Here is a 26,477-nt window from a genome sequence, read left to right as displayed (position 1 = left end):
TATCTGAGGTACCTGGCGAATATCAGATCCTGGCGGCAGCAGGCACAGATCCTCAACCAGATCACCTACAACCCAAGAAACTGCTATTGCAAGTAAGAGCCTCCAACCTGAAGAGTTATCCCGCTAGGCAAGTTTCCTATCATATATGACCGTTCTAAAGCTTGCTGAAATTGCTGGTCCCGTGTTTAGCTTACGCAATAAGCTCCTCCCTTGAAATCCATTTGCCAGGATACCGCTTATTCAGGGTCTCGATATTTTCAGAAATTACTGTCTCTGGTGGGAGGATAATTGTATATGTATCTTTGCCAATCCCTGCCTGGCGCAGTTAGTCGAGTAAAGGTTCTACTCCAATCGGAGGCAGTGGAAACTGTACAAGAGCCTCGAAGTTTCCATGCCCGGTTCCATCCCATACCGCATAATTTATTTGTTCGGCATCCAGTACTTCAAGTATTGCATTCTCTCCCCGTTGGGAATAAGCGCCTGAGCAAGAAGCATGAAAAATATAGGTGCATTGAATATTTATCCTATCTTAGCCGAATCAAAATAAAGCTAACAGTTAGCCATGGTCTGAAGCCTATAACCCTGAGTCTGGAAACTTCCCTAACTGCACTGGAGTTTCTAAATTTACTGGATGCTTCGGACTATGCCGGTAACTTCTAAGTATACCAAGAAATCCTGCCTATTATGGTACTGTGTCAGGACTGCCTTCCCAAATTCCGTGATTATCCTGTTGCTTAAAATAAGTCAGCACGATCAGTTTAAAATAGGAGAACAGAGTCTGAAACAAGACTTCTCCTGGAATTTGCCGCCAGAAGGGGGGATGGACTCAGTATTTCAAAAAACTTCGCCTCTGAAAAATAATACTGGATCGATACTATGAAAAAGAATCCTAACAAAAAGACGAGCAGGACAGGACATACAGATCATCAAGAGAAAGCAGGAAAAGAAAGCAAGGAAGGCAGAACAACCGGAAAAGATGTAAATAAAGCTCGTGGCACTGCATATGACCGTCTCAATAAAGCCCTTGCAGTCCATGAGAGAGCCCTTGAGAAAAATCCGGAAGATGCTGCTGCTTGGGCAGGTAAAGCGGCAGTGTTTCTAAGGCACAGGATGCACAGGGATTCCCTTAAGGCAATTGAGAAAGCTCTCAAAATCGAGCCTGAAAACACTGGCTACCTTTATGAAAAAGGTTTTGTGCTCCTGCAGCTTAATAGGGACGAAGACGCGCTGAAGGTTTTTGACAAATTGCTGGAAATAAAACCTGACAGTGATAAAGCCTGGAACCTCAGAACCTCAGTGCTTTGCAGACTCAACCAGCATGAAAAAGCTCTCGAAGCCTCTGAGAAAGCCCTTGCCGGCAATCCGAAGCTTGCAGGCGCATGGCACGCAAAAGGTTCTGTGCTAGCTGATCTGGGCAGATACGAAGCTGCAATAAAAGCCTATGATGCTGCACTTAAGCTTAACCCTGATTTTGCAAGAGCCCTTGAAGGTAAAGCCTTTGCTCTCTATAATCTGAACCGGCCTGTGGAGGCCATGATCGCGTACGATTCAGCCCTCAAAATAAACCCTGATAATGCAAAAACCTGGGTCGGGAAAGGCTTCGTCCACCTCAAGCTCGGCAAATTTAAAAGAGCCCTTGAAGCTTGCAGCAATGCGATTTCAATAAAACCTAATTTTGCCGATGCCTGGTATTGCAAAGGTATGGCTCTGTCCGCTCTAGATAAAAATGAAGAAGCCTTAGGAGCCCTTGAGAGAGCTCTCCGGATCAAACCTGACTATGCCGATGCTAGGAGAGCCAGAGCTTCCGTAAATTCAAAACTCGGAATTGACCTGGACGAAGAGGAAAAAGCGGAAGAAGAGAAACCGAAAGTTAAGAAAAGTATCTGGACAAAGAGAAAACCGACAAGTAAGATAATGAAGAAATATCCTGGACAGGGAAGGGAGAAAAAAGGAGAAAGAGTTAAAAAAAGTGAATGGGCGAGAAAAGAGCAGAAAACAGTTGGAACTAGAAAAAACCCGGCGAAAGGAAAAGAGAAAAAGAAATAATTTTCCTTTTCCCTGAGTTTTGATTATTTTTGGGTTATCAGGGTGTCAATATCGCTTTTTTCTAGAGGCTGCACGTTAATCAGGTTAAAGTCAGAGCTGAAAAATTAAATCTAATCTCCTCTTATCGTGCTTGACGGCTAGATAACTTGAAGAATACAAGTGCAATTGCCGTGATAGCAGTTAATAAACTGAAAGCTGGTGAGGATGCTGTTGGAGCAGACGAATTTTCTGAAGCTTGTTGTTCTTGGGTTGGTTGGGTTTTGGATTCAGGCTGCTCAGAGATAGGAGTTTCGCCTTTGTAGTATTCGTTAGAGATGTAAGGATACGCTATAGTAAATGATCCATGAACAAGTGATTTCTTTGTCTCAAAATCGTCTATCTGGTAAACCAAGTCAATTGGTAAAGAGCCTCCAGCCCATTTTTCAGTAGGCTGGACTGTCCATTCATAAGTTCTGGTAGAGTCTTTTTCCATTACATCAGCTCTGTATACGTCCATTTTTGGAGTTGAACCATTTAATATTACGAAATAGCCATTTTCTATCTCACTTAATTTTATGGACATCTCACATTTCCTATATACTACAAAATCAATTTTGACATTAAAAGGCTCGCCAATCTTCAAAATTGGCTTTGGAACCTCTGTAGTATTTAATAGTTTGCCATTGAAATACAGATCATACTCGTAAATATCTCCATAAGGATTGTATGCAGATGATATATTTGTGAGCAAAATCAGGATTGTCCCCATTATTGATACTGTTCTTCTCATAGTCACCCTCTAAACTCTATCAAAAGATCATCATAACCTATCGATTTTTCAGTCCGGTCTCCCGTTTTGTCTCCAACTCCTTTTGGTCCCGACCCAACAACAGTAGCAGAACATCCTATTAAATGAAATGTAATTCGTTTATTATTCCCTAACCATATACTACTTCCATCGTTACCTACTTTACACGGATGGCGTATATGGTCTTCATTCCTCACATATTTCTGGCCTTTATGCCCAAAATAAGGTTTAGGAATAACCTCATTATCATTATCAACAACAGTAAATTCTTCATATCTACCAATAACCTCATATGTCCACATATTCACCGTAAAAGTCCAGTGTGGAGGCATCACAGGTAATCCACAGGGAATAGTTGCCATCATCCTGTCTAATCTTTTTAAGACTTTATTTCCTATATCTCCAGAGTATTTGTCAACAGCTTCATTTGCCGAACTTTTAAGCTCGCTATCGATTCTCTCGAAACTAGCATCAATAATCTCACCTCTGCTTATTGTAACTTCACAGATTCCGTTTGCAACCCCAATTCTGATGTCGGTGTCCACTCTATTCAGAATAGCCTCAAGTTCATCAGATCCAATCACTAGGTTTGTATTTCGAATTTCTGACTTTACTATAGTAGAGAGTTCAAAAACAAGATCATCTGTAGTAGATTTTTGGATTAGTTGGTCATCAGAGAGGCTGTTAAAGTAGCTTGCTGTAATCACCCATACTCTTACTTCTTTACTATCCAGGAGTACGAGGTTACAAGAGAACCTTTGTGTGTTCCTGATGCTAGATAGTTCGAGTCCCAGGTAATAGTTTGACCGGTAAACGAAACCGAATCACGATCAAAATTTGCAGTGATTTGAGAAGCAATCGGATCAGGAGAATCGAAGCCATCTCTTAAGATCTGCCCTTGGACTGATGCTGTGTAAACACTATCTGTAACCGCATGAATAAGGTCAGGATTCTCTTCTGTCATATCCTGAGGCTGCAGTGTCCGGAATTTCCACGGTTTCCTGGAATGAGACTTTCTGGAAAAAACCGGTTGCCTGGCCGTAGTTTATGTTCTTTATTTCGTTGCCTGAAGAGTCGTTGACAATCAGTTTGATGTCGCGATTTTTCCAGAGAGATTCTATTTTACCCCAGATATCCGAAGGCAGGTTTATGGAAAGCTGGAGTGGGTCTCCTTTCTCAAAGTTCTGGTTTTTCGGGATCACCATAAAACCGTCTTCGGAAAACCTGTCAACTGCACTGCCTTCAGGCAGGATTACAGGATGTTCGCCCTGCCATTCTAGAGCTTCCATTCCTGCATAGTTCAGGCAGCGGGCAAGGTCGAATGAGGCAAGATTGATGGCACTTTTCTCAGGGTTAACATTCTCGGTGGTGTAAATGGTTTCTGCGACCTCACTGTCGATCTTTAGAAGGTAAACTGAGGTGAAGGTTGATACAAGCAGGATGAAAATCCCGATTACGGCATAGGGAATGTAGGCACAGGTATCCTCAATGAAGAATGAAAAATTGTCAGGTTTCCTGGCCATCAAACCCTTCCCCAAAATAGAACATAGGCATAACTAAATTAAAAAATTAATTGAGTGTTCACGGATAAATACTTTACTTCTAAAAGAAAAACAGATTTTGCTTGAAATTATAAATATTTTTGACATTGAAAAGCATTAAAATCTCATGTTAGGGCTTTAATAAACTTTAAAGGATGGATAAAATATTATAAGTGAATATGATTTTAAATTATTTTTAATGATCTTATACTATATGGAATCCAGAACAATATTAACCCTGGCTTTTGCATTCAGTTTAATGGGTACGACAGCAAGCGCAGCGAAGACAACTATAAATCCTCACGAAGGTTGGGCTTATATGGTTGATGTTGACAGCAAATTTATATCTCTTGCCAATTAAGACAGTGCTAAAAGTCCGACATATTCACAGTTAGGAGTTTATCAAGAAAGAATCTACAGATCGGAAGAGTTATACTTCCAGATATATGTGCAGTGATTTTGCCGAGTTTGTTTAAGTAATTTAGTATAAGTCATTTGAATAATTTATTATATATTGTAAAAATCACATTTGATAGATAGTTTTGTGTTATATTTCCTGCACTGATAGGTCTGAAGATGCTGGCTAATTGGTTATAGAAAACCTTGGATAATTTTATACCCCTCATATCAACATACCTGTAAAACAGATAGCTCAGGGGTATTATTACTAACACAGACAGGACACAGGAAATCAGGACAGCTGCACCATAGGGTAATACCGGATGCAGGACGAGGAATAGTGCACAGGTGAGAGTGCTTATTACCAGGAAATGTACCAGGTACAGAGAATAGGATATTTTTCCGAGAAAGACCAGTACCGGAGAAGAAAATATTTTTTGCATCCGTTGACTGTTAAGTAAGACATACATTAACATGCCTGCACCAAGAATATGGTAAGCATACTTTGGTGTCTGGAAGAAACCGTTATCGAGAAACGCGTATAACGAATCAGCTGTCACGGTGCCTACAGGGTATGAACCTAAAAAAAGTCCCGAAGCCAGTACAATAGACAATATTACTTTATTGCTTGTTTTAAATATTGATGTCTTACCGTTGAATACGTCGGCGAGCCCCATTCCTATAATGAAAGCCAGATAGTAAGTGTTGAGGAAGAGCACGACTGCGGCAAGGTAAAATGTCCAGCGGGCACGCAGGGACCCGAAAAATAGAGCCATTGCAAAAACAAGCATCGATCCATAAAATTCTACTGACATGGTCCACAAAACAGGGTTATAGGTATCATCACCTGCGAAAAAAGTCCCCCAAGCCGCCTGTTTAATTGCTTCGGCAAGATCTGGTGTAAAAGTCCAGTAATTGGCATAATTATTATTTCCCGAAATCATCACAGCTTCAATAAAGTAATGGAACATTCCGGTTGATGCCAATAAGAATGATAACATTGTAGCTGCAAATACTGGAACAAATAATCTTATATATCGGCGTACTGCACCGCTTATTATTATGCTCCGGTCTTTTGTTTTAAAATATTTTTGAGTTAATACGTAGCCGCTAAGAACGAAGAAGATACAGACCGAAAAGTTCCCTGCGCCAATTAATCCCAGTGGTGTACTTGTAAATATCTTTTCAAGATTTCCGAGATGCGACGGCATCCGATCACTATAGATCATTGCCGGGAGTAATACTATAAAGAAGTGCATTAACATAACATTAATCGCAGCTACACCGCGTAGCCCATCAAGATAGCTAATCTTCTCGGTCATACTTATTGCTCTAAGAGGATTTCATTCAGTGGTTTATACAGCAGTCCTGCTGGAATTTAATGAGTTATCCTACCACCACCGCCCTTATTCTGTCTCAGTTCTGTCTCAGTCCTGGCTTTAGTGGGTATTGATCCTGAATAACGATAGTTACAGATAAAATAAGTCTTTCCATTTGTTCCAATTATGTTTTACTTATATTGCTCTCTAAGCAGAATTATATTAGAAAAAAAATTGTTTGTAATAAGGTAAAAGGCTCTAAATTAGCTTTGATTATAAAAATTCTATTAATGGATTTTATATATTTACATAAAAAGTATTATTATATCATAGAATTTTCATCTTTTAATCCACTTAAAAAATTCCAAAGAATGGATTCTCCCGAATCCAGTTAATCTCCATTGATTTTTACTGTTAATTGAACTTCAGTCTTTCAGGATGGTGCCTCCATCCTCACAATTAGCTATGAACACCCCGTTGTTAAGGATGCCACCAGGAACATTAATGATTCTGTCTTCTATCCAAATTCTACAATTCTCAGAGATTAAACACCCTTCTTCCTTTTGGAATAGTGAGGAGTGCTTATAGTAGTTTAATCGTATAGTATCCGGGGTTTCCTCATAGAGTCCACATTCTTTGAACTTTTTATTTATGTAGACGTCAAATGTGCCATCATCGTGGAGAATAAAGTGGGTTGTTCTGTTAGTGTATTTTCTGGGCATAGGATCACACTGGTTTTAATAAGTTAAGATATAGAATTTATTTTTCAGTTTGATCTATAGGGTTTTATTTTTGATGCTGTTCGGTTTCATATACAGTTTTACATAATTATATATAATTGCTTTTATTTATCATTTTTTTAGGATTTTCAACAGCATCTATAACAGCATTAAATCATAATAATATAAGTTTTGTCTCTTTAAAATCTCATTTTTACTCGGGTTGCTCAAACAGAAATTCGCGCCGGAAATTCTATTGTTGCCTTAGTGAGTTTTTGTTATAGGATATGTTTTTGTTTACAGGATAGTAAAGATGTGTTGCTGTGGTGCTCTTATCTAATCTTGGCCACTTGCTGTTGCTCTTTCTTCTTTACATTAATTCCAACAGTTCTTCCAGTTTGGTATATATACAAAAAGACTCCGACAATCGACATTATCTCTAAAATTGTGAAATAAATCATTTGCGAACTGTCACCCGAATTATAGTTATGCCAGATAAGTAAAAGATAACAGAAGCAATAAATCATATTGGCATAAAACGCTTTATTGACCATAACCATGTATGATGCTATTAAGTTCGGTACGATTATCCAAATAGTCTCTATCATTTTTCCTATCCGTTTTTATTATGTGAGCCTCTAGGAACACATAATCATAGTATTATTATATAAAAGTTATGATAAAAATAAAATTGTGCGATCCTTTCTTACAATAATCGGATAATTACTATTTAAAATAATTCTGTTTATATAAAAATAGCAGCAGGTATGTTAAGTTTGATAGTACAATTCATGGAACTGTTTTACTGCGAATGTGGATAAGTACAGACTAAAGACTCCTGCGCAAAATTACCACAATCCTTGTTTTAGTGGATCTTGCATTCGAATATGTTTTAGTATCAAGCACGGAAGCACTCAAAATGGGGTTTCAATCCTTGTTTTAGTGGATCTTGCATTCGAATCCGAAGATACAGATTTCGCACAGTTCGCAAGCTTCTAGTTTCAATCCTTGTTTTAGTGGATCTTGCATTCGAATACATCTCCTTTACAGTATATACGTACTAATCGTATAGTTTCAATCCTTGTTTTAGTGGATCTTGCATTCGAATACGTCGGTCTGGTCGTCGTGTGCCCCATTTGGAAAAGAGTTTCAATCCTTGTTTTAGTGGATCTTGCATTCGAATGAGAGTTTGTCCGAACTGTAAAAGCCCTTATTGGAAGTTTCAATCCTTGTTTTAGTGGATCTTGCATTCGAATAGCTCTATAGGCTGATGGCTGGGAACGGATGGGATAGTTTCAATCCTTGTTTTAGTGGATCTTGCATTCGAATATTAACTATACATTGCAGGTTTGTAGGGCGATTAGGTTTCAATCCTTGTTTTAGTGGATCTTGCATTCGAATATTTAGCACATTGGACTATTTAATATTTTACATATTGTTTCAATCCTTGTTTTAGTGGATCTTGCATTCGAATTTTACGAAAATCAGAGGGCATGCTTTCTGCATGTCAAGTTTCAATCCTTGTTTTAGTGGATCTTGCATTCGAATCATAAGACCGGCTGTATCAAAATACATTGCAGAATGTTTCAATCCTTGTTTTAGTGGATCTTGCATTCGAATCTGGTACTTAGTATTAATTTCAATTTCTTCATCTGAAGTTTCAATCCTTGTTTTAGTGGATCTTGCATTCGAATGAGCATTGACGTTGGAGAGATAGACTTTGGGTTTATGTTTCAATCCTTGTTTTAGTGGATCTTGCATTCGAATCCAGATGCCCTGGTCCGAAAGTAGAGGATCCCCGGATGTTTCAATCCTTGTTTTAGTGGATCTTGCATTCGAATCTACTAACCAAGTGCCCACCGTATATTCAATCGAAGTTTCAATCCTTGTTTTAGTGGATCTTGCATTCGAATCAGCAGTCCAGGAAGTCGAGCCCAGTATCAAAGATGTGTTTCAATCCTTGTTTTAGTGGATCTTGCATTCGAATGTAAAATCGTTTTTTGAAGCTGGATAACTTCCAGACTGTTTCAATCCTTGTTTTAGTGGATCTTGCATTCGAATCAGATTGAGCGGCGAAGAGATTTACAGGATCAAAAACGTTTCAATCCTTGTTTTAGTGGATCTTGCATTCGAATCATATAGACTCTAAGAATAACTTTATATTCTTTGAAGTTTCAATCCTTGTTTTAGTGGATCTTGCATTCGAATGTTTGCGAATAATGTGGGTGATGGTGCTATAATTTTGTTTCAATCCTTGTTTTAGTGGATCTTGCATTCGAATCGGAAATTCGAGGTACTGCTATCTGTCATTTAGGCGGGTTTCAATCCTTGTTTTAGTGGATCTTGCATTCGAATACTTTATATACGTTGGATACAGATATACAGTATAGTTTCAATCCTTGTTTTAGTGGATCTTGCATTCGAATCCATTTTCCCCGATTCCATCGGCAGCCATCACAGGTTTCAATCCTTGTTTTAGTGGATCTTGCATTCGAATGAAGGCGGTATAGTTGTTGGTATCGCTATGGAAAGTGGTTTCAATCCTTGTTTTAGTGGATCTTGCATTCGAATACGAGATCGTCATTTCTGAAATATTTGAACCACGTAGTTTCAATCCTTGTTTTAGTGGATCTTGCATTCGAATATGAACATAACAGATAATACCGAATGTAAATCTATGTTTCAATCCTTGTTTTAGTGGATCTTGCATTCGAATAGGGGAAAATTTTCCTTTATTTGGCTAGAAAAAGCCTGAGATTAGTCCTATATTAAAACTAAATTTCTTGTTGGGATATTATCAAACCCTTTATAAATACAAGAAAAATAGTGTTTTTATGGTTTTTGATTATTCTGTGTATGCTTTTCTACTTATTAAAATCTTGGCTTATTCTTCAATCAACAATATTTTTTTACAGCACAAGCCAATTTTCTAAGTCCGTAGCCATAAAACTATTGTTCAATTTTATAATGTTATTTGTATAAAATTAAATATTTTTCACTTTTTTTAAGATTATAGCTTAACTTGTAACTTAACATATAAGAGTCTTTAGCGAAGTTATATCCTCGGCATGCCCCTACGCTACCTTTTTTCAATATTAGCAAGCTGCCAGGTTTCTGTCATCCCTTTGTAGATCTCTGCGATTTTTCCAGAACTGTGTAAAATTTTGTGTCAAAAGTTTAATATATCACTTTGTTTAAAATATTAATAAGTTGGACGAAGATAAGGGGAGCTTTCAAATTTCTAAACTTATTTTTGTTAAGCTCTGGGCAATCCTTATTAAAAATTTTTTAAGTAGGCAAATACCTTTAAAATGGAAGGAACAGAATTATAATAATAATGGGTGGTAATAGTGGGAAACCCCTTCGAGTATAGTCAATACGTAACAATTTCTGGAAGACACTCTGAACCTATAAGCGGTATAGTCAAAGTTGACCTATATAGAGACGAACAAGAAATTTTACACGGATTTGTGCGCAGTAAAGCTGAACAGAAAATTGAATATTATAGCAACAGAATAACTGAAATGAATCAGAAATACGGCATGGATTACCAAGCTTTTCAAAACAGGGTTTATTTGAGAGCAGCCGAGATAGATCTTGAGGAGTGGAATGATCTCGTACTATGGGGAGGTTACGTCAAAGCATACCGATACTGGGCACAGTTCTGTTGAGCTCAGGTTAAAATGCGGGAAACCTGCCGTTCCAGATACTTCATGTGAATTGAGCTCTTACACAGTGAAGATAAATCAAATACAATTTTTTTCCGTAATCAAAAAGAGAACAGCATTTATAAGTTATTTCTGACCTGCTGTATCCATAGCTACGAGTTCTATCATGATCGAAAAACGGAAGAACCTGTGCAGTTATAGAATTTTTATACTATTCCTCATGAACTAACTGGGTAATGTAGTGAGCTGTTTAAATATGTCAATTCTCGGCTCTGTAGAAAACCTACTTAATCGTTATCAATAGACTTAAAGTTCTTCAGCAAAATGAATCGGGCAATTTAGTTTTAATTTGTTAAGATTGGCTATTTCAGAGGATTTCTACGGAGCCCAATTCTCTAAAACTTTTAACTCAATGTAAATTGTTTCCGCAGTCTTTTTGATTATAGGTTCACTATGAGTTTAGGCTTATTATTTACTTAATCGCTAAACTTTCCTGCCCTGAGAGATTCCCTTAAAACTAAAAACCTTTCAGCAACTGAAATTTTCTTATTTCAGGTGTGCAAATTTTATCCCTATTCCGGTTCGGATTTAGTTTTTAAGACAAGCTCTAAGCGTTTTTCCAAACTTTCCTATAATAAAAGTGTCAGTTGTTTGTTACCAACCTGGTGAGAATAAAAGTATATTTGCTGTATTTTCATTAAAAGGAAGTAAAATCTTCATCTATCAACCTTATGAAAAAAGTAATTAAAAAGATTAGTTGAAAAGAGGTTAAAAAGGTTAGTTGAAAAGAGGCTAAAAAGGTTAGTTGAAAAGAGGTTAAAAAGGTTAGTTGAAAAGAGGTTAAAAAGGTTAGTTGAAAAGAGGCTAAAAAGGTTAGTTAAAAAAGGTTAAAGAAGATTAATTGAAAAACAGGAGAAAATTAACCTTCTAATTTTAGTTTTAGCCTATCAGTTTAGTTTCAATCAATCAGATCTGTCAGGTCAAGCTCAAACCCGACAACTGCATACCCCAGGGTAAAATTGCTTATAACCTCGGGGTGGAACTCTCCAAAAACCCCGATTTTTTTGTCTCTGAGATAAATATCAGCCCGCCTGCCTTCAAGAAAAGCAGGGTCTTCGGATTCTTTTGCCTCATAGGAGAGCATCATTTCCCTCATGAAGGCATCCACGACCTCATAAACCTCGGTGAAATTTGCCTGCGGGTGAATTGAAACTGCAGCTACATGCTGGCTTGCTATCTCGTTGCGTACAACCTCCCCGAACTCGAAGATTCTTTGAGGAAGTTCCCTGTGCTGGTTTAATGCAAGGATCTCAAGGAGGTTAGGAAGCAGGGTTGTCCTGAGCATTGTCTGGTCTTCGCTAATTGGGTGAAGGACATACGTGACATCATCCGTCTTTTGCCTGCGCATATTCTCAAAATTGATTTTTTCGCTGGTGAGCGTAAAGGGCATGACCTCATAGTAGCCAAGACCAACCATTATTTCATTTATAGGAGAGCGAAGCAGGGAAATCGGGTGGGACTTTCCTGCAGTATAGGTCTCGGGAATCCTTACTTTGATATTCTCATACCCATAACCTTTGCCGATATCCTCGATAAGGTCGTAGTTATGAAGAATGTCAGCCCTGTAAGCCGGAATTTTTACCTCAATGGTTTCTTCGTCAAGAGCTTCTGCTCCAAAACGCATCCTTTCAAGCTGTTTAACGATTTCTTCCAGCGAAAGTTCCATGCCGAGAAGGGTTTTTACCTCAGACTTTGTAAGGAGCCTGTTCTTCGGCTCAAGGTCAGGCAGGATTAATTCTGCACAGTCGGGCCTGATAACCTTTACATATTCTATCTGCCCGCCCCTTTCCGCAAGCGCGGTAACTACAATATTCAGGGCAGTGTATACGGCTTCTCCTAGCCCTGTGACATCGATGAAAAGGTCGGTAGTTTTCTCGGTCACGCTTGTAAGTGTCCCGTTAATAATAGGCGGGAAGGACAGTACATTGTCGTCAGCATCTAGGATGATAGGATATTTATCAAAGTCCCTGACAAGATGGGCAAACCTTGTACCTTTGGGATGCTTTTCCAGAATTTCGGTCATGCTCATTTTTTCAGTGTAATCCAGAGGCACGAACTCGAAACTCGGGTCAACAGCCATATACCTGAAAGGCGGCTTTACGTTTGAGAGGTCGTGCACGCCTATTGACACTTTTTTCCTGTTTCTTCCAAGCCCCCAGTGTAGATCTTCCTGAAGATCCATAAGGGATTTTATGGAAGAGGATGTGAACTTTACGCCTCTTACAACTGCACTCCCGAGAAAAGGCCTGATTCTCAGGATATCCTCGCTGACCGAAATCGAAATGTTTGACGGATTTACCTCATACTCGGGCAGCCCGGTCTCAAGGTCCAAGAAACCTCGCATTGCCCTGGCTGCCCCTTCCACACTATACAGATCAGGCCTGTCAGGGAAGAACTCGATATCGATAGACTCGTCTTCAATCCTTTCGATGTCGGCTCCTATCATGGGCACCCTGTTTATTATGGTTTCCTTATCGGTTCCTGTGAGTTTCTCGAGGTCGTCATATTGCAAGGTAATTACTGGCATTGGGAATTCATCTCGTGCATGGTGTGGAAAACATAGTTTTGATCGTAAATATACACCTAATTTCTAGAAAGAATAAGATAATGTCTTATAAAATGCTAAGAGATCCTCTCTTTTAGGTATAATTCTTGTGTGAGTAACTATAACTTAACTCCCTAAATACTCTACTTTAGATTTAACGTTTTTGTTTGAGGATGGATTTGAAGGATTTCAGTGAAGAGTTGAAGCTTCAGATAGGGTTCAATCAGGAAACCTAGAAAAACTACCACGAACTTAAACATATTTAAAACTTGACATCCGAACGTCATCGATACCCTCGTAAACGGTTTCGTTACCTTAAAGAATTCTGTGTCTTAAAGCTTCTGTAGAACCCTGTTTAAGACTTTGCTAATAAACTATGCCTTACCCTACTTTTATAAATAATGAAAAAGCTCTCTTCCCTTAATAAGGAGGCAGCCGAAGAATGATGATCGCAGGAATTGATGAAGCCGGGAAAGGTCCTGTAATCGGACCCATGTGCATAGGAGGCGTAAAAATAGAGGAGTCGAGAGCCCATATTCTCAAGGTGCTGGGGGTTGCAGATTCCAAGAAACTGACGCCGAAGAAACGGGAGCAGCTTGCAGCCCAGATAAAAAAATATGCGGACGGCTTCTTTATTCTTGAGGTCAGCCCTTCTCAGATTGACGAACTCAGGAAGATCATGAGCATGAACGAGATTATGGTTGTCTGTTTTTCGAAGGTGCTCGAACATCTGAAACCAGATGTGGTTTTTGTCGATGCAGCTGATGTTAAAGCCGAGCGTTTTGCATATAACCTCCGCAGACAATATGCAAAAACCAGCCCTGCCCATGCAGAAAAAATCGAAATAATCTGCGAGCATCAGGCAGACACGGTCTATCCCGTTGTTTCGGCAGCTTCAATTATTGCAAAGGTGCGCAGGGACGAGCTTATAGAGGAGCTCAAGCAGGAATGGGGCGACTTTGGCAGTGGTTACCCCTCAGACCCCAAGACAAAAGAATTCCTGCTGAAGTGGGGAAAAGAGCACTCCGGAGAGTTTCCCAGTATAGTCAGGCAGTCCTGGCAGACTGTAGTAAATATCAGGGAAGAACTGAGAAAGGGCGAACTTGAATGAAAAATCGAAAAATTGTAAAAAAGAGAAAGTTCATAAAAAATGAAAAGAATTTAGAAATATAAAAAACTCTTTTCACTCGAAATTTTAGTAGGTTTTACGTTAGCAATTAATCATTACATTGACATACCTATGCTATTGCCATCCATATTTTCCAGGGTTTCTTCTGAGGAAACATTCTCGACAAGAGGCATGTAATCTATACTTCCGGTTGTCTGGTTGACAACATAAGGCGTGTCTCCTATACCGTTTCCATCAGCATCTGTTCCGTTATAATCGTTCCACATATTGCCTGCTGTACTGCTGTTCCATGTGTTCGTTCCTTCATCTTCAGCATTAAAGAAGTTGAAGAAGTCATTCAGGTAAATCGTGTTACCGGATGATCCGTTGAAATACATCCCAATCCCATTCATGTACAAGCTGTTATTAGTCAGGGTATTGGATCCAGCCATATTGTCAAGACCAACTCCATTATCGTTTCTTAAAACGAAGTTATTTTCAAGTGTGTTCATTCTTGATGCGGACAGTAAGAATCCTACTTCATTTGATTCTACAGTGTTGCCCATAAGGGTATTGTTAGTAGAATTGTCTATGTGAATTCCATGGCTGTTAATTGTAGCCACATTATTTGACAGCTCATTTTCGTTAGATTGGGTCAGGTAAATTCCGCTGGTTCCAAAACCTATAATGTTGTTGTCAAGGAGGTTAAAATGGGAATTGTTGAGACCAATGCCAATATCATTCAATATCAGCGTATTGTTACTTATTAAGCAGTTCTGCACGCCTTCAAGGGAAATCCCGACCTCTCTGTCCATATCTATTCCTGAAGGGCCTCCTGCAATATAGAAGCCACTTATTGTCACGTTATTTGACCTTATGGTGAATACATCATTTACCGGAATTGCACCAATTACGTAGGTACGATTTATCATGCCACCCGAGGGGTCGGTGCCCGAGATAATTGAAAGTTCCTTATTTACGTTTACATTTTCTCTGTATACACCAGGGCTTACGAGAATTGTATCTCCGTTCTGCGCATTATTGATAGCTTCCTGGATCGAAGTATAGTTTCCTTCCCCATTACTGCCTACGGTGAAAACAGCAGCACCTGCCTGAGTAGATGCTACCCCGAGCACAAGAAGAAGGGCTATGCAAATACTCTGGATCGGTTTTCCTTTCATAAGCTGATACTCCCCTTAATTTTAAATTATATAGTTAGAAAGACAATTCCTGTCTTTATAATAATTCATAAGAATAATTATCTGAGTTAATAAAAAGATTTTGAAATATATATTCTGAAAAATAAACCTGAACTTATATTTATAAGTGCTTTCAATAATTACTTGCAGCCGAAAATCTCGGTCAGTGCAGGAAACTTGAGTTGTATAGTCCAGTAAAAGATCACCAGCAAAGTGAGAAATTTGTCGGAAGAATACCGAGATAGATAAAAGCGTTTAATATAATTAACAGGCACTAATTGCCAGATTAAACTGCCAGATTAAATTACCAGATATGGTAATAACATGATTCTCAAAAATAAAAACGACAAAACAAAGAAAATATTAAATAATAAATAAAATTTGTAACTATATAACTTAGCAGATAAATTAAAATAGTAAATAAATTAAAGTGGCAAAATAATTAAAGTTACAACATAAATTAAAGAGTAAAAGCGGGCTAATCAGAAATTTTGAGCGATATAATCCGCCATTGACTCGAATACCCGCAGACCATCGTCTGAGCCCAGAATTGCCTCGGAGGCTCTTTCCGGATGAGGCATGAGACCTAAAATGTTTCTTGAAGAGTTTACTATTCCTGCAATGTTCTCAAGAGACCCGTTAGGGTTAGATGCTTCCGTTACTTTTCCGTTTTCATCAACATACCGGAAGACAACCTGCTCGTTCTCATCAAGCTCTGCCAGACTTTTCTCCTCGGCATAGAACTGCCCTTCCATATGGGCTATGGGCATCCTGATAATCTCGCCTTTCCTGAACTTCGAGGTAAAAGGAGTATCAACAGTCTCTACCTTGAGGTTTGTCCAGTGGCACCTGAATTTAGGATACTGGTTAGTTGTCAGGGCTCCCTCCAGTAGGCGGGCTTCGGTGAGAATCTGGAAGCCGTTGCAGATTCCCAGAATAGGCTTGCCGACTGCTGCAAGTTTTTTCACTGAGTTCATAATTGGAGTGCGAGCTGCAATTGCTCCTGCCCTGAGATAATCTCCGTAGGAGAAACCACCAGGCACAACTACTCCATCAAAACCTGTAAGATCCTCCTGTTTGTACCAGACAGTCTCGGCGTCCACACCCACGACATCTTTAAGGACATGCAGGACGTCCAGGTCGCAGTTTGTGCCTCCGAACTGAAGAATGGCAATTTTCATTTTTTCCCCTCAAGTTTCAAAGTTTTAGCTTTTCTGACTCAATCGTCTTTCCACAATAGTTTATTTAAGTTCCTTGAGCTCGATTGTATAATTGTGGACTATTGGGTTTGCAATAAGTTTCTGGCACATCTCGTCAACTTTCTGCTCTGCAAGCTCTGCAGATTCAGCCTCAAGGACGATTTCGTAAAGCTTTGCGGTTTTTACGCTGTCAACCTGGTAGCCAAGTTGTCCGAGAGCCCTTTTTGTGGTTGTGCCTTCAGGATCGAGCATACCTGCTTTCTGTTCAATTCTAACTGTTGCCTGGTACTGCATCTTTATAAGCCTCATTTTAAATTTTGGAATTAGATGAAAATCCCGCTTTTAGGAGTCCGATAGTGGATTAAAAGTGAGGGATCAAGTGTAGGGTCAAATGTAATTTGAAAGTAAACAATTATGGTTTTGCACCAAATAATTAAAAGACATTTTATATCCTAGCGATGTTTCTTATTCACTTTTCAATACTGGCTTGTTTTTAACTTGCCTTGCCAGCGCTGATTTCAAGGGAAATAAGGACAAAAGCTATTTAATCTTATGGGTCTTAGAAAATAAAAAGCACATTTTTATTTCTTTTGCTTTAAATTCTTGGTTTGTCGCCAGGGTCTTACGCTTATCAATATTGTTCTTATTATATTCGGTTTCAGCTCAAATCAGGCATCAGAGAAACCTGAGAATAGAAATTCAGATTCCTTTCATTTACTTCTAAATTGATCTGAAAAATCGCTTTTATTCACAGCGTACTTTTTGCATAGAACCTGTTCAACATGGTTTCTATATGCTCTAATATTTTTATATGAGCTGCTCAAGCTGAACCTGTTATGTTTAAAAATCAGTGCGGTAAAGCTTAACGTGAGACTGTAGAGTATTCCGAAAATAGCCTTTCAGTAAACTGTTCCGAAAATAGTCTAAAGAATGCTCACGGACTTCTGAGGAAAGCAGGTTCATTTTATGTTTTTGAAATTTTCAACGTCATTAAATATTTCGCCAATATCAAAAATAAATGCCTTAAACAAAACTTATGTCATGAATTGTTTTTTAGGTCGGTTATGATATATATCCCCATATCCTTATAAAAGACTTGTAGATTGAGAGTTATAGGGTTTTCTCTCAATCTCTGGGTTGGATCGCAGGTAGGGACGAGAATAGGGACTCGAACCCTACCATCTACTTCTAGAATGAGATTAAGAGTAATGGGGTTTCCTCTTAATCTCCGGGTTGGATCGCAGGTAGGGACGAGAATAGAGACTCGAACCCTACCATCTACTCCTAGATCAATAAACTGCTTTTAAAATAATACTGCCTTTTAGCAAGCACTTTTAAAAGCAATTTGTAAAAGCCTCTCTTTTTCTTACAATGTATTCGGCGTTAATAAAGCTTATGATTGACCCCAGATTCACACCTTTTAAATATACCTCTTTTATCAATCAATTGTAGTACCTGCCTATTAAATTCTCGAGATCATGCCTCTCTATAGCGATTATCTATGCAGACCAGTCTGAAAATTAGCAGGACATTCAAGAGATTAAAGAGCAACCTGATTAACAGAAAAACGCTGAGAAGTCGAAAATTACTGACTGCTTAAAAATTACTGAAAACCACCTGAAAGCCGCTACAAAATTATTTGAGAATCTTTTGAGAGAGGTGAAAAACACCACAGGCAGAGAAGACTCTTCTCCACCTGTCTTTTCCACAACACAGTTTTTCAAAACTCAACTTTTTCTCAGGCCTTAAAATCTTCAGATCTTAACGTTTTCTCTTGCCCACTGCGCTCCGGCTTCAAGAACCATCTGGTTGAACTCAATAACTTTAGGCTTCCCTGCGAAGTTTTCAGCAAGAGCTTCCTTGAAAACTTCTTCTTCCAGACCTGTTGCATTAAGGCCGACGAGGACTCCAAGCATGAATGAGTTGGCAGCCTTTTCTGAACCGGCTTCCTTGGCTTTTTCGGTTGCAGGGACTGCAACGGCTCTGGCATGTGCAGGCGTTTCGACCTCGCCGACAGAGGAATCATAGAGGATAAGCCCTCCTTCACGGACTGCCCCTTTGAACCTTTCAAGGGAAGGACGGTTCATAGCTACCAGGATGTCAGGGGTATAAACCGTAGGAGAGCCTATAGACTGTCCTGAAATAACAACCGAACAGTTTGATGTACCCCCTCTCTGCTCCGGGCCATAGGATGGGAACCATGATGCATTGAGGTTTGCCTTTACTCCGGCCTGAGCAAGGATAATTCCCATGCTGAGGACACCCTGCCCTCCGAAACCTGCAATCTTGGTCTGGATAGGAGCGAAATCCATTCTGGCAGGTTTCTCTTCAGCAGCCGCCTCAATGCCGTACAGTCTCTCAAGGGTTTCAGTTGTAAAGTCACTGACTCCGCGGTGGAGAGGTTCGACTTCTTCGGATTTGTCCCTGAAGTTCTTGAGTGGGAATTCTTTTTCCATTTCCTCATTTATGAAACTGATAGCCTGTTCCGCATCCATTCTGAGGTTAGTCGGACAGGCGGCAAGGACCTCAACAAAAGCATATCCTTTGCCATCACGCTGGATCTCAAGCGCCTTCCTTATGGCTTTTCTGGCTTTCCTTATGCGGGAAATATCCGAGACCGAAACCCTCTCAATAAAAACCGGAGCTTTAAGGTTGTCCAGTAGCTCGCACATATGGAGGGGATAGCCTGCAAACCGGGGATCTCTGCCCTCAGGACATGTTGTGGTTTTTTCACCCACAAGAGTTGTAGGTGCCATCTGCCCGCCTGTCATTCCGTAAACGGTATTATTTACGAAAAAGACTGCAAGCTTTTCACCCCGGTTTGCAGCCTGGAGAGTCTCATTCAGGCCTATGGAAGCAAGGTCTCCATCACCCTGGTAAGAAATAACCACAGCATTTTCTTCGGCCCTGGAAACTCCTGTTCCTACCGCAGGCGCCCGTCCATGGGCAACCTGAATATTGCCTGTATCGAAATAATAGTAAGCAAAGACCGCACAGCCCACAGGGCTGATCATAACGGTCCTATCCTGAATCCCGAGATCGTCGATTGCCTCGGCAATAAGCTTGTGCAAAACCCCATGCCCACAGCCAGGGCAGTAGTGAGTGGCTGTCGAAGCTGTTCCTCCTTTGCGAGGGTAGTCCGCATACAGGGCTTTTGGCCTTCCGATAACTTTTTCTCCATTAATGATTTCTGCTGCCATTTTCATGCCTCCCCTGCAATTTTCCTGATTTTATCCATAATCTGGTCAAGGGTAATCAGGTTTCCTCCCATACGATTTACGAGTTCCACAGGCTGTGAGCAGCTAATTGCAAGTCTGATGTCGTCTTTCATCTGTCCGTTGCTCATTTCCACGGAAATAAAGGAGCAACCTCTGTCTGCCAGAGCTTTCAATGGTGCTTCAGGGAATGGGAAAAGCGTTTTTGGCCTGAAAAGCCCCACTTTGATGCCCTCCTGTCTTGCAAGATCCACAGCTGATCTGCAGATCCTGCTGCTGATTCCATAAGAGACAAGGACAATAGAAGCATCTTCGGTCAGGTATTCCTCATAATCGACTTCATTCTGCTTTATGAGCTCGTACTTTGCCTGTAGTTTTTCATTGAACCTTCCAAGCTCATTAAAATCCAGGAAGATCGAGGTTATAAGGTTAGATCTTGTTTCGGCTGTACCATTGACAGCCCAGGTGGTATCGATTTCAGGAACAATAGCCTGCTTTGGGAACTCAAGGGACTCAATCATCTGCCCGAGCACACCATCTGCAAGTACCACAGCGGGGTTCCTGTACTTGAAGGCAAGCTCAAAAGCTTTCATAGTAAAGTCGCACATCTCCTGCACTGAATTCGGGGCAAGCACTATATTTTTGTAGTTTCCGTGCCCTCCACCTTTTACCACCTGATTATAGTCCGCCTGTTCCGGTCCTATGTTCCCTAGGCCTGGACCTGCCCTCATAATATCTACAAGTACGCAGGGAAGCTCGGCACCGGCAAGGTAGGAAAGCCCTTCCTGCATCAGGCTAATTCCAGGGCCTGAAGAAGATGTCATAACCCTGTGCCCTGCTGACGCCCCTCCGTAGACCATGTTAATCGCCGACTCTTCGGATTCGGCCTGGACAAATTTCCTGCCTATTTTCGGGAAATATTTGGATGCATCATGCAGAATTTCACTTGCCGGAGTTATCGGATATCCGAAGAAACAGTCACATCCTGCATAGAGTGCCCCGACGATTATTGCGGAGTTACCTTTTATTAGTCGTGTTGCCATATTTTTCCTCCTTTTCTGCCTTATTCTGCTTCCTCAGTTTTCAGGGGAATATGAATCTCGATTGCAAGCGGTTCTGGACAGGTATAATAACAATTCGCGCAGCCTGAGCAGCCCTCTCCTTTGTATTCCACATAATGGTAGCCCCGTGAGTTCAGGTTTTCACTCATGAAAAGCACACCTTTCGGGCAGGCTAGAAGGCAGCGCCCACAGGCCTTACACTCCAGGGTATTAATAACAGGGTATGCTTCTTTTTTATCATCCTTTGGCATATGAATCCTCAATTTATTCCTTTTTCAGTTGCCCTCTGGGCTCTTCTCAGCTTTCAGGCCCATTTTCGGATCTGGGACCATCCGGAATTTTTATTTTTCCTTCCCGAACTTTTTAAGTCCGTGCTTTTTTTATCCGGTTTCTGTGACAGAATGAAAGCCTTGAATTATCAATTTATTTTTTACAGTCTAAACTATATAGTCTACTAATCCCGTATGTTAGAATGAATAGTCATAATATTCCGTAAATTAACATTTCTTAAATTAACGGGAATAATATAATTATAATAAATCCGAAACCAGATTTCTCAGAGTAAACTTTTCACAAGGTTTAAGATACTTATTTCTTTCCTTTCTTTTCCTTTTTTTGATCTGACCCGAGACTTATTGACTCCAGGGTCAAACTGGACAGGATTAAACCGAGTCCTGTTATATACTAATTGGATCCCAATCCTGCCGTAGCTGGATTTTCCAGTCTCTTCTTCAGGCTATTTTCAGGATCATCTCTGGCTTTTATTCTAAACCCTGGTCTTTATGCCGGATCTCAACCCTGCGGATTTTTCCGCTGATGGTCTTTGGAAGTTCCTCAACAAAATCTATGATGCGCGGATACTTGTAAGGGGCAGTGACTCTTTTTACGTGCTCCTGAAGTTCCTTTTTAAGCGCGTCTCCAGGCGTGTATCCTTTTGTGAGCACAACAGTTGCCTTGATAACCTGGCCTCTTACAGGGTCAGGAGCACCTGTAATTGCGCATTCAAGCACCGCAGGATGCTGGATAAGGGCACTTTCTACTTCGAAGGGCCCGACTTTGTATCCTGAGGTCTTTATAATATCGTCAGCCCTTCCCACAAACCACAGGTAGCCGTCTTCGTCCTTCCAGGCCATATCTCCTGTGTGGTAATAGCCATCGTGCCAGGTTTCCTCGGTTTTTTCAGGATCTTTTCCGTAGTGAACAAAGAGCCCTACAGGCTTTTCTTCCATTGTATTGATGACGATTTCTCCCTCTTCCCCGACTTCACAGATTCTGCCGTCCCTGTCCATCAATTCGATTTTATAACCAGGAGATGGCTTTCCTATTGATCCGGGCTTAGGTTCCATCCAGGGATAAGTTGCGATGGTCACAACGGTTTCAGTTTGCCCGAAGCCTTCCATAAGCTTTATTCCGGTGAATTCCAGAAATCTGTTGTATACCTCAGGGTTAAGAGGTTCGCCTGCAACAACCGCGTATTTCAGGGTACTGAAATTATATCTTGAGAGATCTTCCTTAATCAAGAAGCGATAGATTGTAGGCGGGGCACAGAAAGTTGTAACCCCGTATCTTGAGGCTTTTTCAAGCATGTTTCTGGCCTCAAAACGATTATAGTCATAGACAAAAACCGCACAACCTGAGATCCATTGTCCATAGAGTTTTCCCCATACGCATTTTCCCCAGCCGCTGTCTGCAACTGTGTAGTGCAGCCCGTTATCCTCCACGTTCTGCCAGTATTTTGCAGTGAGAATGTGTCCTAGAGGATAGGTAAAGTCATGTTCTACCATTTTCGGGAAACCAGCAGTCCCTGAGGAGAAATAAACGAGAGAAATATCGCTGTTTTTTGTAGCAGCCTCGCCTGAGGGACGTTCAAAATCCGCAGAAGCCTCTTCAAGTTCTTTCCTGAAATCAATCCAGCCTTCTCGAGTTTTCCCTCCAACTACTGCTTTTTTGAGTGGGATATTCCCACACTGGGAATGTGCTTCATCCACCTGCTCGGGGACTCCATCTTCCGATATGCAAACAATCATTTTCAGTCCGGCTTTTTCGATCCGGTATACGATATCCCTCGTCTTGAGCATATGTGTTGCAGGCACGGCAATGGCTCCCAGTTTATGCAGTGCAAGGATACAATACCAGAACTCATATCGGCTCTTTAAGGTGAGCATTACATAGTCGCCTTTCCCTATTCCATGCTTTGCAAAGAAATTCGCGGCTTTGTCGCTGTAGTACTTCATATCTTTGAAAGTAAAGCTCCTCTCCTCCCCGTCATCATTACACCAGACCATAGCAAGTTTTTCAGGGGAATCTCTTGCATAGGCATCGACTATGTCATAGGCAAAGTTGAAGTTTTCAGGAACGAGGATTTTAAAATTTTTCTCGAAATCCTCATAGGAATCAAAATCGGTTTTGGAAACAAATTTCTTGAGCAAGGAAGTCATTCTGGACACCCGTTTTATTTACTTTTTTCTATAGCTTGTATGTTTTGAGGGCTTCAGTGCCTGATTCTAATCCCGGTTTTGTCCTGCTTCTCGATTTTTCTGCCGAGTTTGAGACCAAACAATATAAATCAGATCAGGTTAAGTGCAAGTCAAGTTGACTGCGTTAAATCAGATATATCAAACCGAATATCCTCAAGCAAATTATCATTGAATCGTATTATATCAAACCGAACTGTATTGTATAATTACATTATAACTGCCAGGAATCTGGCTGTTTCTCCATTCAGAGCTTCCATGGCGTGCTTATAAGAGGAATCAAAATAAATAGAATCTCCTTTATTCAGGATAATCTCATTATTGTGAATATAGACCTTCAGGCTTCCTTCCAGTACATAGTTAAATTCCTGCCCAGGGTGGGAATTGGTTTCAGGTTTTGCCCCGGATGGTTTGGGCTCGACTGACACTATAAAAAATTCAGCTTTCTTGTGAATGAATTTTTCAGCCAAGTTCTGGTACTTGTACTGCTTCCTTCTCTCAACGCTAACTCCTTTTCCATCCCGTGTAACTGTAAAGATATTCATGCGCGGCTCTTCTCCCGTCAGGAGGGTAGCCATATCCACGCGTAACTTCTGTGCAATTTCAAAAAGTATGCTTGCCGGAATATCCTCGCTTCCGTTTTCATATTTCTCATAAGTCTCATCGGATACCTGCAGATATTCTGCCATATCTCTGACCGTGAAATCCGATAGTTCACGCAGTTCATGTACTCGATCTGCAATCTCTTTTATTTTTTCCTGCATGATATGTCTTCTCCAGCTGGATTTTTCAAGAATAACTTAAGATCTGCTTAAAAACCTTTGGCTTTGCAGATTTGAATGTATGCTTGAAAGGGAAACTTTTCTTTCAGAATTATTGTGAATTATTTTTTCAGAATTATTGTAATTATTTTTTCAGAATTATTGTAATTATTTTTTTAGAATTATTGTAATTATTTTTTTAGAATCGTTGTTAATTTTCCTTTCAGAATCAATAATAATTATAATTAATATACGTTATCATTAATGTTCTATCAGGTCTTACTATTAACAGGGAATTGTAGGAGGCTATTAGAAACAAACATAGTAGAACTAAGTCTGCGCTTTAAAATAAACAATTTCTCGGACTTAGAAGACAACCCGGATATCTAATTACATTTCTGAGAGTAGATTTTTTAAACTTAACTAAGTCAGTCTTTATTTCTCAGAGTTTGCTGCAGGATATCAATTTAATCCGATGATTGAGATTTGGAGGAGGTTAATGATAAGACACTATTTTATATTTATGCTCCGAATTTCCATATTCAGGTATTTTTGAAGGCAAATAAGCCTGAAAAAGATGTTCTTTTCTAACAAAGTCTTTAAATAGACTTCAATTCTAAATTCTGTTTTCTAATATTCTTTTTAAATCAATAATTTTATATGTCATCCTTTTAAAAAATAATTCTATAAATTTCTTGGTTAATATGCTGGTTAAAATGTCAAAATATCTAACTTTCAGATGGGTCTTCTTGCTTGCAGTATCTCTAGTGCTGATCCCAATTTCAGAAACCGGAGCAGTGGAAAATGTTTATGTATCCCCGGGAGAGTCAATCCAGGCTGCAGTAGATAACGCCTCCCAGGGCGATATTATTATCGTAGAGCCCGGAAAATATAATGAAAGCATTCAAATCGACCAGGATAATCTGACAATAATCTCAGATTCAAAAGTTCCCTCTGATACGGTTATAACCGCAGAGAACGCAGACAGCAATGTATTCAAGGTAGTTGCCAGCAACGTAACAATCAGCGGCTTCTCAATAGTTGACAGCAAATGCGGGATTTACCTGAGTAGTGTTCAAAACTGTATCATAAATAACAACAACATCTCGGGAAATAAGATTGGAATCTGCCTGTTTAAATCTGAAAATAATACTTTGTGCAATAATCTCGTATATTCAAACACTAACTGCGGCATCAGGTCGCTTATTTCCTCAGGCAATATGATATACAGCAATTACTTCAATAATACGAATAATGCCAGGGATGATAAACTCAATGTCTGGAACCGGACCTCAGGCAACTGTTGGAGTGATTATACAGGCAAGGACGAGGATGGAGACGGTATCGGCGACATGGCTTATGCCATCAACCGTCGGACAAAGAGCATGGATTACAGGCCGTTGATTGCTTTCGTTCCACAATCTCCTATACTGCCGGAAGCAATCTTCACTTCCAATGTGACAATTGGATATGCCCCTCTCACAGTCGAATTCACGGAATTCTCTGAGAATGCCAGCTCACTTTTGTGGAGTCTTGGAGACCTGGGCTTCTCAAACACATCGGATTTTTTGCATACTTTTACCGATGAAGGCAATTATACGGTTACCCTGACCGTTACTAACGGGAACGGCAGCGACTCAACCTATATAAACATAAATGTTTTGAAAACTCCGGATCCTTCGGTTCCGATAACCCCCGAGGCTAAATTTATTACCAATGTTACAGAAGGGTGTGTTCCTCTTACGGTACAGTTTTTTGATGCTTCCGAAAACGCAGCCTCACTATGCTGGAGCTTTGGAGACGGGAAGAGTTCCTGCTGCCCAGATCCCATACATACTTTTTGCTGCCCTGGAAATTACACAGTCTGGCTTACGGCAAGGAATGATAATGGCAGTTCTTCAACTGGTGTCGTTATTACGGTCCTGGAGCCAATAAACCAATCCATCACTGAAGATAATGACCCGGAGGGCATTGAAGATCAGGGCTCAGGTCGCAGAAACATAGGTAAAGGGATTGAGGGAGTTCTGAACAGGGAAAAACTTGATTCTGCAGGTAACTTTATCTTATCCTTTACCGGAACCCGATCGGCTGCGGAACTTGTGCTGTTAGTAGAGCAAGAAATCTTCAGAGTCGCGGATCTCATTAAAGATCTGACAGCGGATTCGGTACCCGAAATTGAGTTAAGAGATATTTCCATGCGTGATTTGTTTTTGGGTTTTCTGGGAATAGCTCTGGTACTCTCCGTTTTTAGAAGAAACAGAAAATAATCAATAACTACAAAAACTCTTTTTTTCAACTGAATAGACAGCTTTTAAGCAGGTTTCCCTATCAAATATCATCTTATCTCCGGAATTTTAATCTGAAGCACGAGAAAAC

Annotated in this window: 20 protein-coding genes and 1 CRISPR repeat array; of the genes, 5 read left to right on the top strand and 15 right to left on the bottom strand. The window is 40.1% G+C overall.

From position 1 onward, the window contains the following. Positions 1 to 876: 876 nt before the first annotated feature. The gene (locus AOB57_RS12360) at positions 877 to 2,046 is read left to right on the top strand and encodes a tetratricopeptide repeat protein (protein ID WP_054297991.1); all 1,170 of its coding nucleotides are present in this window, start codon (positions 877 to 879) and stop codon (positions 2,044 to 2,046) included. A gap of 121 nt (positions 2,047 to 2,167) precedes the next feature. Here AOB57_RS12360 and AOB57_RS12355 read toward each other — a convergent pair whose 3' ends face one another. The 4 genes from AOB57_RS12355 to AOB57_RS14650 are packed head-to-tail and all read right to left on the bottom strand — an operon-like array spanning position 2,168 to position 4,356. After that, positions 2,168 to 2,815, bottom strand: a complete 648-nt coding sequence (locus AOB57_RS12355; protein WP_054297992.1) for a sarcinarray family MAST domain-containing protein — start codon at positions 2,813 to 2,815, stop codon at positions 2,168 to 2,170. A gap of 2 nt (positions 2,816 to 2,817) precedes the next feature. Next, positions 2,818 to 3,540 (bottom strand): DUF7286 family protein, encoded by a 723-nt coding sequence (locus AOB57_RS14660; RefSeq protein WP_054297993.1) that lies wholly within the window; start codon positions 3,538 to 3,540, stop codon positions 2,818 to 2,820. 8 nt (positions 3,541 to 3,548) lie between these two features. Then, entirely contained in the window at positions 3,549 to 3,797 is a 249-nt protein-coding gene (locus AOB57_RS14655) for a hypothetical protein (RefSeq protein ID WP_054297994.1), read from the bottom strand. Beyond that, complete coding sequence (locus AOB57_RS14650) at positions 3,778 to 4,356, bottom strand: hypothetical protein (RefSeq protein WP_054297995.1); 579 nt, start codon at positions 4,354 to 4,356, stop codon at positions 3,778 to 3,780. The genes AOB57_RS14655 and AOB57_RS14650 overlap by 20 nt, the downstream gene beginning before the upstream one ends. Positions 4,357 to 4,588: 232 nt before the next feature. Here AOB57_RS14650 and AOB57_RS12345 point away from each other — a divergent pair, with 232 nt between their 5' ends. Then, positions 4,589 to 4,735 carry a hypothetical protein gene (locus tag AOB57_RS12345; RefSeq protein WP_167829620.1) on the top strand — a complete coding sequence of 49 codons (147 nt, stop codon included), beginning with the start codon at positions 4,589 to 4,591 and terminating at the stop codon, positions 4,733 to 4,735. 130 nt (positions 4,736 to 4,865) lie between these two features. On the opposite strand, the gene AOB57_RS12340 is transcribed toward AOB57_RS12345, so the two are convergent. Both AOB57_RS12340 and AOB57_RS12335 read right to left on the bottom strand, forming a co-directional pair. Beyond that, complete coding sequence (locus AOB57_RS12340) at positions 4,866 to 6,095, bottom strand: acyltransferase family protein (protein WP_054297996.1); 1,230 nt, start codon at positions 6,093 to 6,095, stop codon at positions 4,866 to 4,868. Positions 6,096 to 6,517: 422 nt separating this feature from the next. Then, entirely contained in the window at positions 6,518 to 6,814 is a 297-nt protein-coding gene (locus AOB57_RS12335) for a hypothetical protein (protein ID WP_054297997.1), read from the bottom strand. Between the two features lie 847 nt (positions 6,815 to 7,661). Continuing rightward, positions 7,662 to 9,527: a CRISPR direct-repeat array (repeat unit 37 nt; unit sequence GTTTCAATCCTTGTTTTAGTGGATCTTGCATTCGAAT). Positions 9,528 to 10,161: 634 nt separating this feature from the next. Here AOB57_RS12335 and AOB57_RS12330 point away from each other — a divergent pair. Further along, complete coding sequence (locus AOB57_RS12330; RefSeq protein WP_054297999.1) at positions 10,162 to 10,482, top strand: hypothetical protein; 321 nt, start codon at positions 10,162 to 10,164, stop codon at positions 10,480 to 10,482. 955 nt (positions 10,483 to 11,437) lie between these two features. On the opposite strand, the gene pheT is transcribed toward AOB57_RS12330, so the two are convergent. After that, positions 11,438 to 13,066 (bottom strand): phenylalanine--tRNA ligase subunit beta, encoded by a 1,629-nt coding sequence (pheT, locus tag AOB57_RS12325; protein ID WP_054298000.1) that lies wholly within the window; start codon positions 13,064 to 13,066, stop codon positions 11,438 to 11,440. A gap of 460 nt (positions 13,067 to 13,526) precedes the next feature. Here pheT and rnhB point away from each other — a divergent pair, with 460 nt between their 5' ends. Further along, positions 13,527 to 14,195: a ribonuclease HII gene (gene rnhB / locus AOB57_RS12320; RefSeq protein ID WP_054298001.1), complete on the top strand. Its 669-nt coding sequence runs from the start codon at positions 13,527 to 13,529 to the stop codon at positions 14,193 to 14,195. A 113-nt stretch (positions 14,196 to 14,308) separates the two neighbouring features. Here the strand turns inward: rnhB and AOB57_RS12315 are convergent, their stop codons facing one another. From AOB57_RS12315 to AOB57_RS12280, 8 genes are all read right to left on the bottom strand, one after another. Continuing rightward, entirely contained in the window at positions 14,309 to 15,373 is a 1,065-nt protein-coding gene (locus AOB57_RS12315) for a right-handed parallel beta-helix repeat-containing protein (protein WP_054298002.1), read from the bottom strand. A gap of 500 nt (positions 15,374 to 15,873) precedes the next feature. Then, complete coding sequence (gene purQ, locus AOB57_RS12310) at positions 15,874 to 16,572, bottom strand: phosphoribosylformylglycinamidine synthase subunit PurQ (RefSeq protein WP_054298003.1); 699 nt, start codon at positions 16,570 to 16,572, stop codon at positions 15,874 to 15,876. Between the two features lie 60 nt (positions 16,573 to 16,632). After that, a complete protein-coding gene (gene purS, locus AOB57_RS12305) occupies positions 16,633 to 16,884 on the bottom strand; it encodes a phosphoribosylformylglycinamidine synthase subunit PurS (protein WP_054298029.1) in 252 nt (83 codons plus the stop codon). 1,460 nt (positions 16,885 to 18,344) lie between these two features. Continuing rightward, a complete protein-coding gene (locus tag AOB57_RS12300) occupies positions 18,345 to 19,790 on the bottom strand; it encodes a 2-oxoacid:acceptor oxidoreductase family protein (protein ID WP_054298030.1) in 1,446 nt (481 codons plus the stop codon). A 2-nt stretch (positions 19,791 to 19,792) separates the two neighbouring features. After that, positions 19,793 to 20,848: a 3-methyl-2-oxobutanoate dehydrogenase subunit VorB gene (locus AOB57_RS12295; protein WP_054298004.1), complete on the bottom strand. Its 1,056-nt coding sequence runs from the start codon at positions 20,846 to 20,848 to the stop codon at positions 19,793 to 19,795. 20 nt (positions 20,849 to 20,868) lie between these two features. Further along, positions 20,869 to 21,117 (bottom strand): 4Fe-4S dicluster domain-containing protein, encoded by a 249-nt coding sequence (locus tag AOB57_RS12290; RefSeq protein WP_054298005.1) that lies wholly within the window; start codon positions 21,115 to 21,117, stop codon positions 20,869 to 20,871. A gap of 510 nt (positions 21,118 to 21,627) precedes the next feature. Further along, positions 21,628 to 23,304, bottom strand: coding sequence for an AMP-binding protein (locus AOB57_RS12285; RefSeq protein ID WP_054298007.1), 1,677 nt, complete (start codon positions 23,302 to 23,304; stop codon positions 21,628 to 21,630). 245 nt (positions 23,305 to 23,549) lie between these two features. Beyond that, positions 23,550 to 24,104: a helix-turn-helix domain-containing protein gene (locus AOB57_RS12280; RefSeq protein WP_054298008.1), complete on the bottom strand. Its 555-nt coding sequence runs from the start codon at positions 24,102 to 24,104 to the stop codon at positions 23,550 to 23,552. 713 nt (positions 24,105 to 24,817) lie between these two features. Here AOB57_RS12280 and AOB57_RS12275 point away from each other — a divergent pair. After that, positions 24,818 to 26,368 (top strand): PKD domain-containing protein, encoded by a 1,551-nt coding sequence (locus tag AOB57_RS12275; protein ID WP_167829619.1) that lies wholly within the window; start codon positions 24,818 to 24,820, stop codon positions 26,366 to 26,368. Positions 26,369 to 26,477 lie beyond the last annotated feature (109 nt).

Source organism: Methanosarcina flavescens, from assembly GCF_001304615.2.
GTDB classification, from domain to species: Archaea; Halobacteriota; Methanosarcinia; order Methanosarcinales; family Methanosarcinaceae; genus Methanosarcina; species Methanosarcina flavescens.
This window is presented reverse-complemented; position numbering and strand designations above follow the sequence as displayed.

What these genes read in the sequence shown, in the direction of transcription:
- AOB57_RS12360 (WP_054297991.1), top strand. Translation starts at nt 877, where the DNA reads ATGAAAAAGAATCCTAACAAAAAGACGAGCAGGACAGGACATACAGAT.
- AOB57_RS12355 (WP_054297992.1), bottom strand. Translation starts at nt 2,815, where the DNA reads ATGAGAAGAACAGTATCAATAATGGGGACAATCCTGATTTTGCTCACA.
- AOB57_RS14655 (WP_054297994.1), bottom strand. Translation starts at nt 3,797, where the DNA reads ATGACAGAAGAGAATCCTGACCTTATTCATGCGGTTACAGATAGTGTT.
- AOB57_RS14650 (WP_054297995.1), bottom strand. Translation starts at nt 4,356, where the DNA reads ATGGCCAGGAAACCTGACAATTTTTCATTCTTCATTGAGGATACCTGT.
- AOB57_RS12345 (WP_167829620.1), top strand. Translation starts at nt 4,589, where the DNA reads ATGGAATCCAGAACAATATTAACCCTGGCTTTTGCATTCAGTTTAATG.
- AOB57_RS12340 (WP_054297996.1), bottom strand. Translation starts at nt 6,095, where the DNA reads ATGACCGAGAAGATTAGCTATCTTGATGGGCTACGCGGTGTAGCTGCG.
- AOB57_RS12335 (WP_054297997.1), bottom strand. Translation starts at nt 6,814, where the DNA reads ATGCCCAGAAAATACACTAACAGAACAACCCACTTTATTCTCCACGAT.
- pheT (WP_054298000.1), bottom strand. Translation starts at nt 13,066, where the DNA reads ATGCCAGTAATTACCTTGCAATATGACGACCTCGAGAAACTCACAGGA.
- rnhB (WP_054298001.1), top strand. Translation starts at nt 13,527, where the DNA reads ATGATGATCGCAGGAATTGATGAAGCCGGGAAAGGTCCTGTAATCGGA.
- AOB57_RS12315 (WP_054298002.1), bottom strand. Translation starts at nt 15,373, where the DNA reads ATGAAAGGAAAACCGATCCAGAGTATTTGCATAGCCCTTCTTCTTGTG.
- purQ (WP_054298003.1), bottom strand. Translation starts at nt 16,572, where the DNA reads ATGAAAATTGCCATTCTTCAGTTCGGAGGCACAAACTGCGACCTGGAC.
- purS (WP_054298029.1), bottom strand. Translation starts at nt 16,884, where the DNA reads ATGCAGTACCAGGCAACAGTTAGAATTGAACAGAAAGCAGGTATGCTC.
- AOB57_RS12300 (WP_054298030.1), bottom strand. Translation starts at nt 19,790, where the DNA reads ATGGCAGCAGAAATCATTAATGGAGAAAAAGTTATCGGAAGGCCAAAA.
- AOB57_RS12295 (WP_054298004.1), bottom strand. Translation starts at nt 20,848, where the DNA reads ATGGCAACACGACTAATAAAAGGTAACTCCGCAATAATCGTCGGGGCA.
- AOB57_RS12290 (WP_054298005.1), bottom strand. Translation starts at nt 21,117, where the DNA reads ATGCCAAAGGATGATAAAAAAGAAGCATACCCTGTTATTAATACCCTG.
- AOB57_RS12285 (WP_054298007.1), bottom strand. Translation starts at nt 23,304, where the DNA reads ATGACTTCCTTGCTCAAGAAATTTGTTTCCAAAACCGATTTTGATTCC.
- AOB57_RS12280 (WP_054298008.1), bottom strand. Translation starts at nt 24,104, where the DNA reads ATGCAGGAAAAAATAAAAGAGATTGCAGATCGAGTACATGAACTGCGT.
- AOB57_RS12275 (WP_167829619.1), top strand. Translation starts at nt 24,818, where the DNA reads ATGTCAAAATATCTAACTTTCAGATGGGTCTTCTTGCTTGCAGTATCT.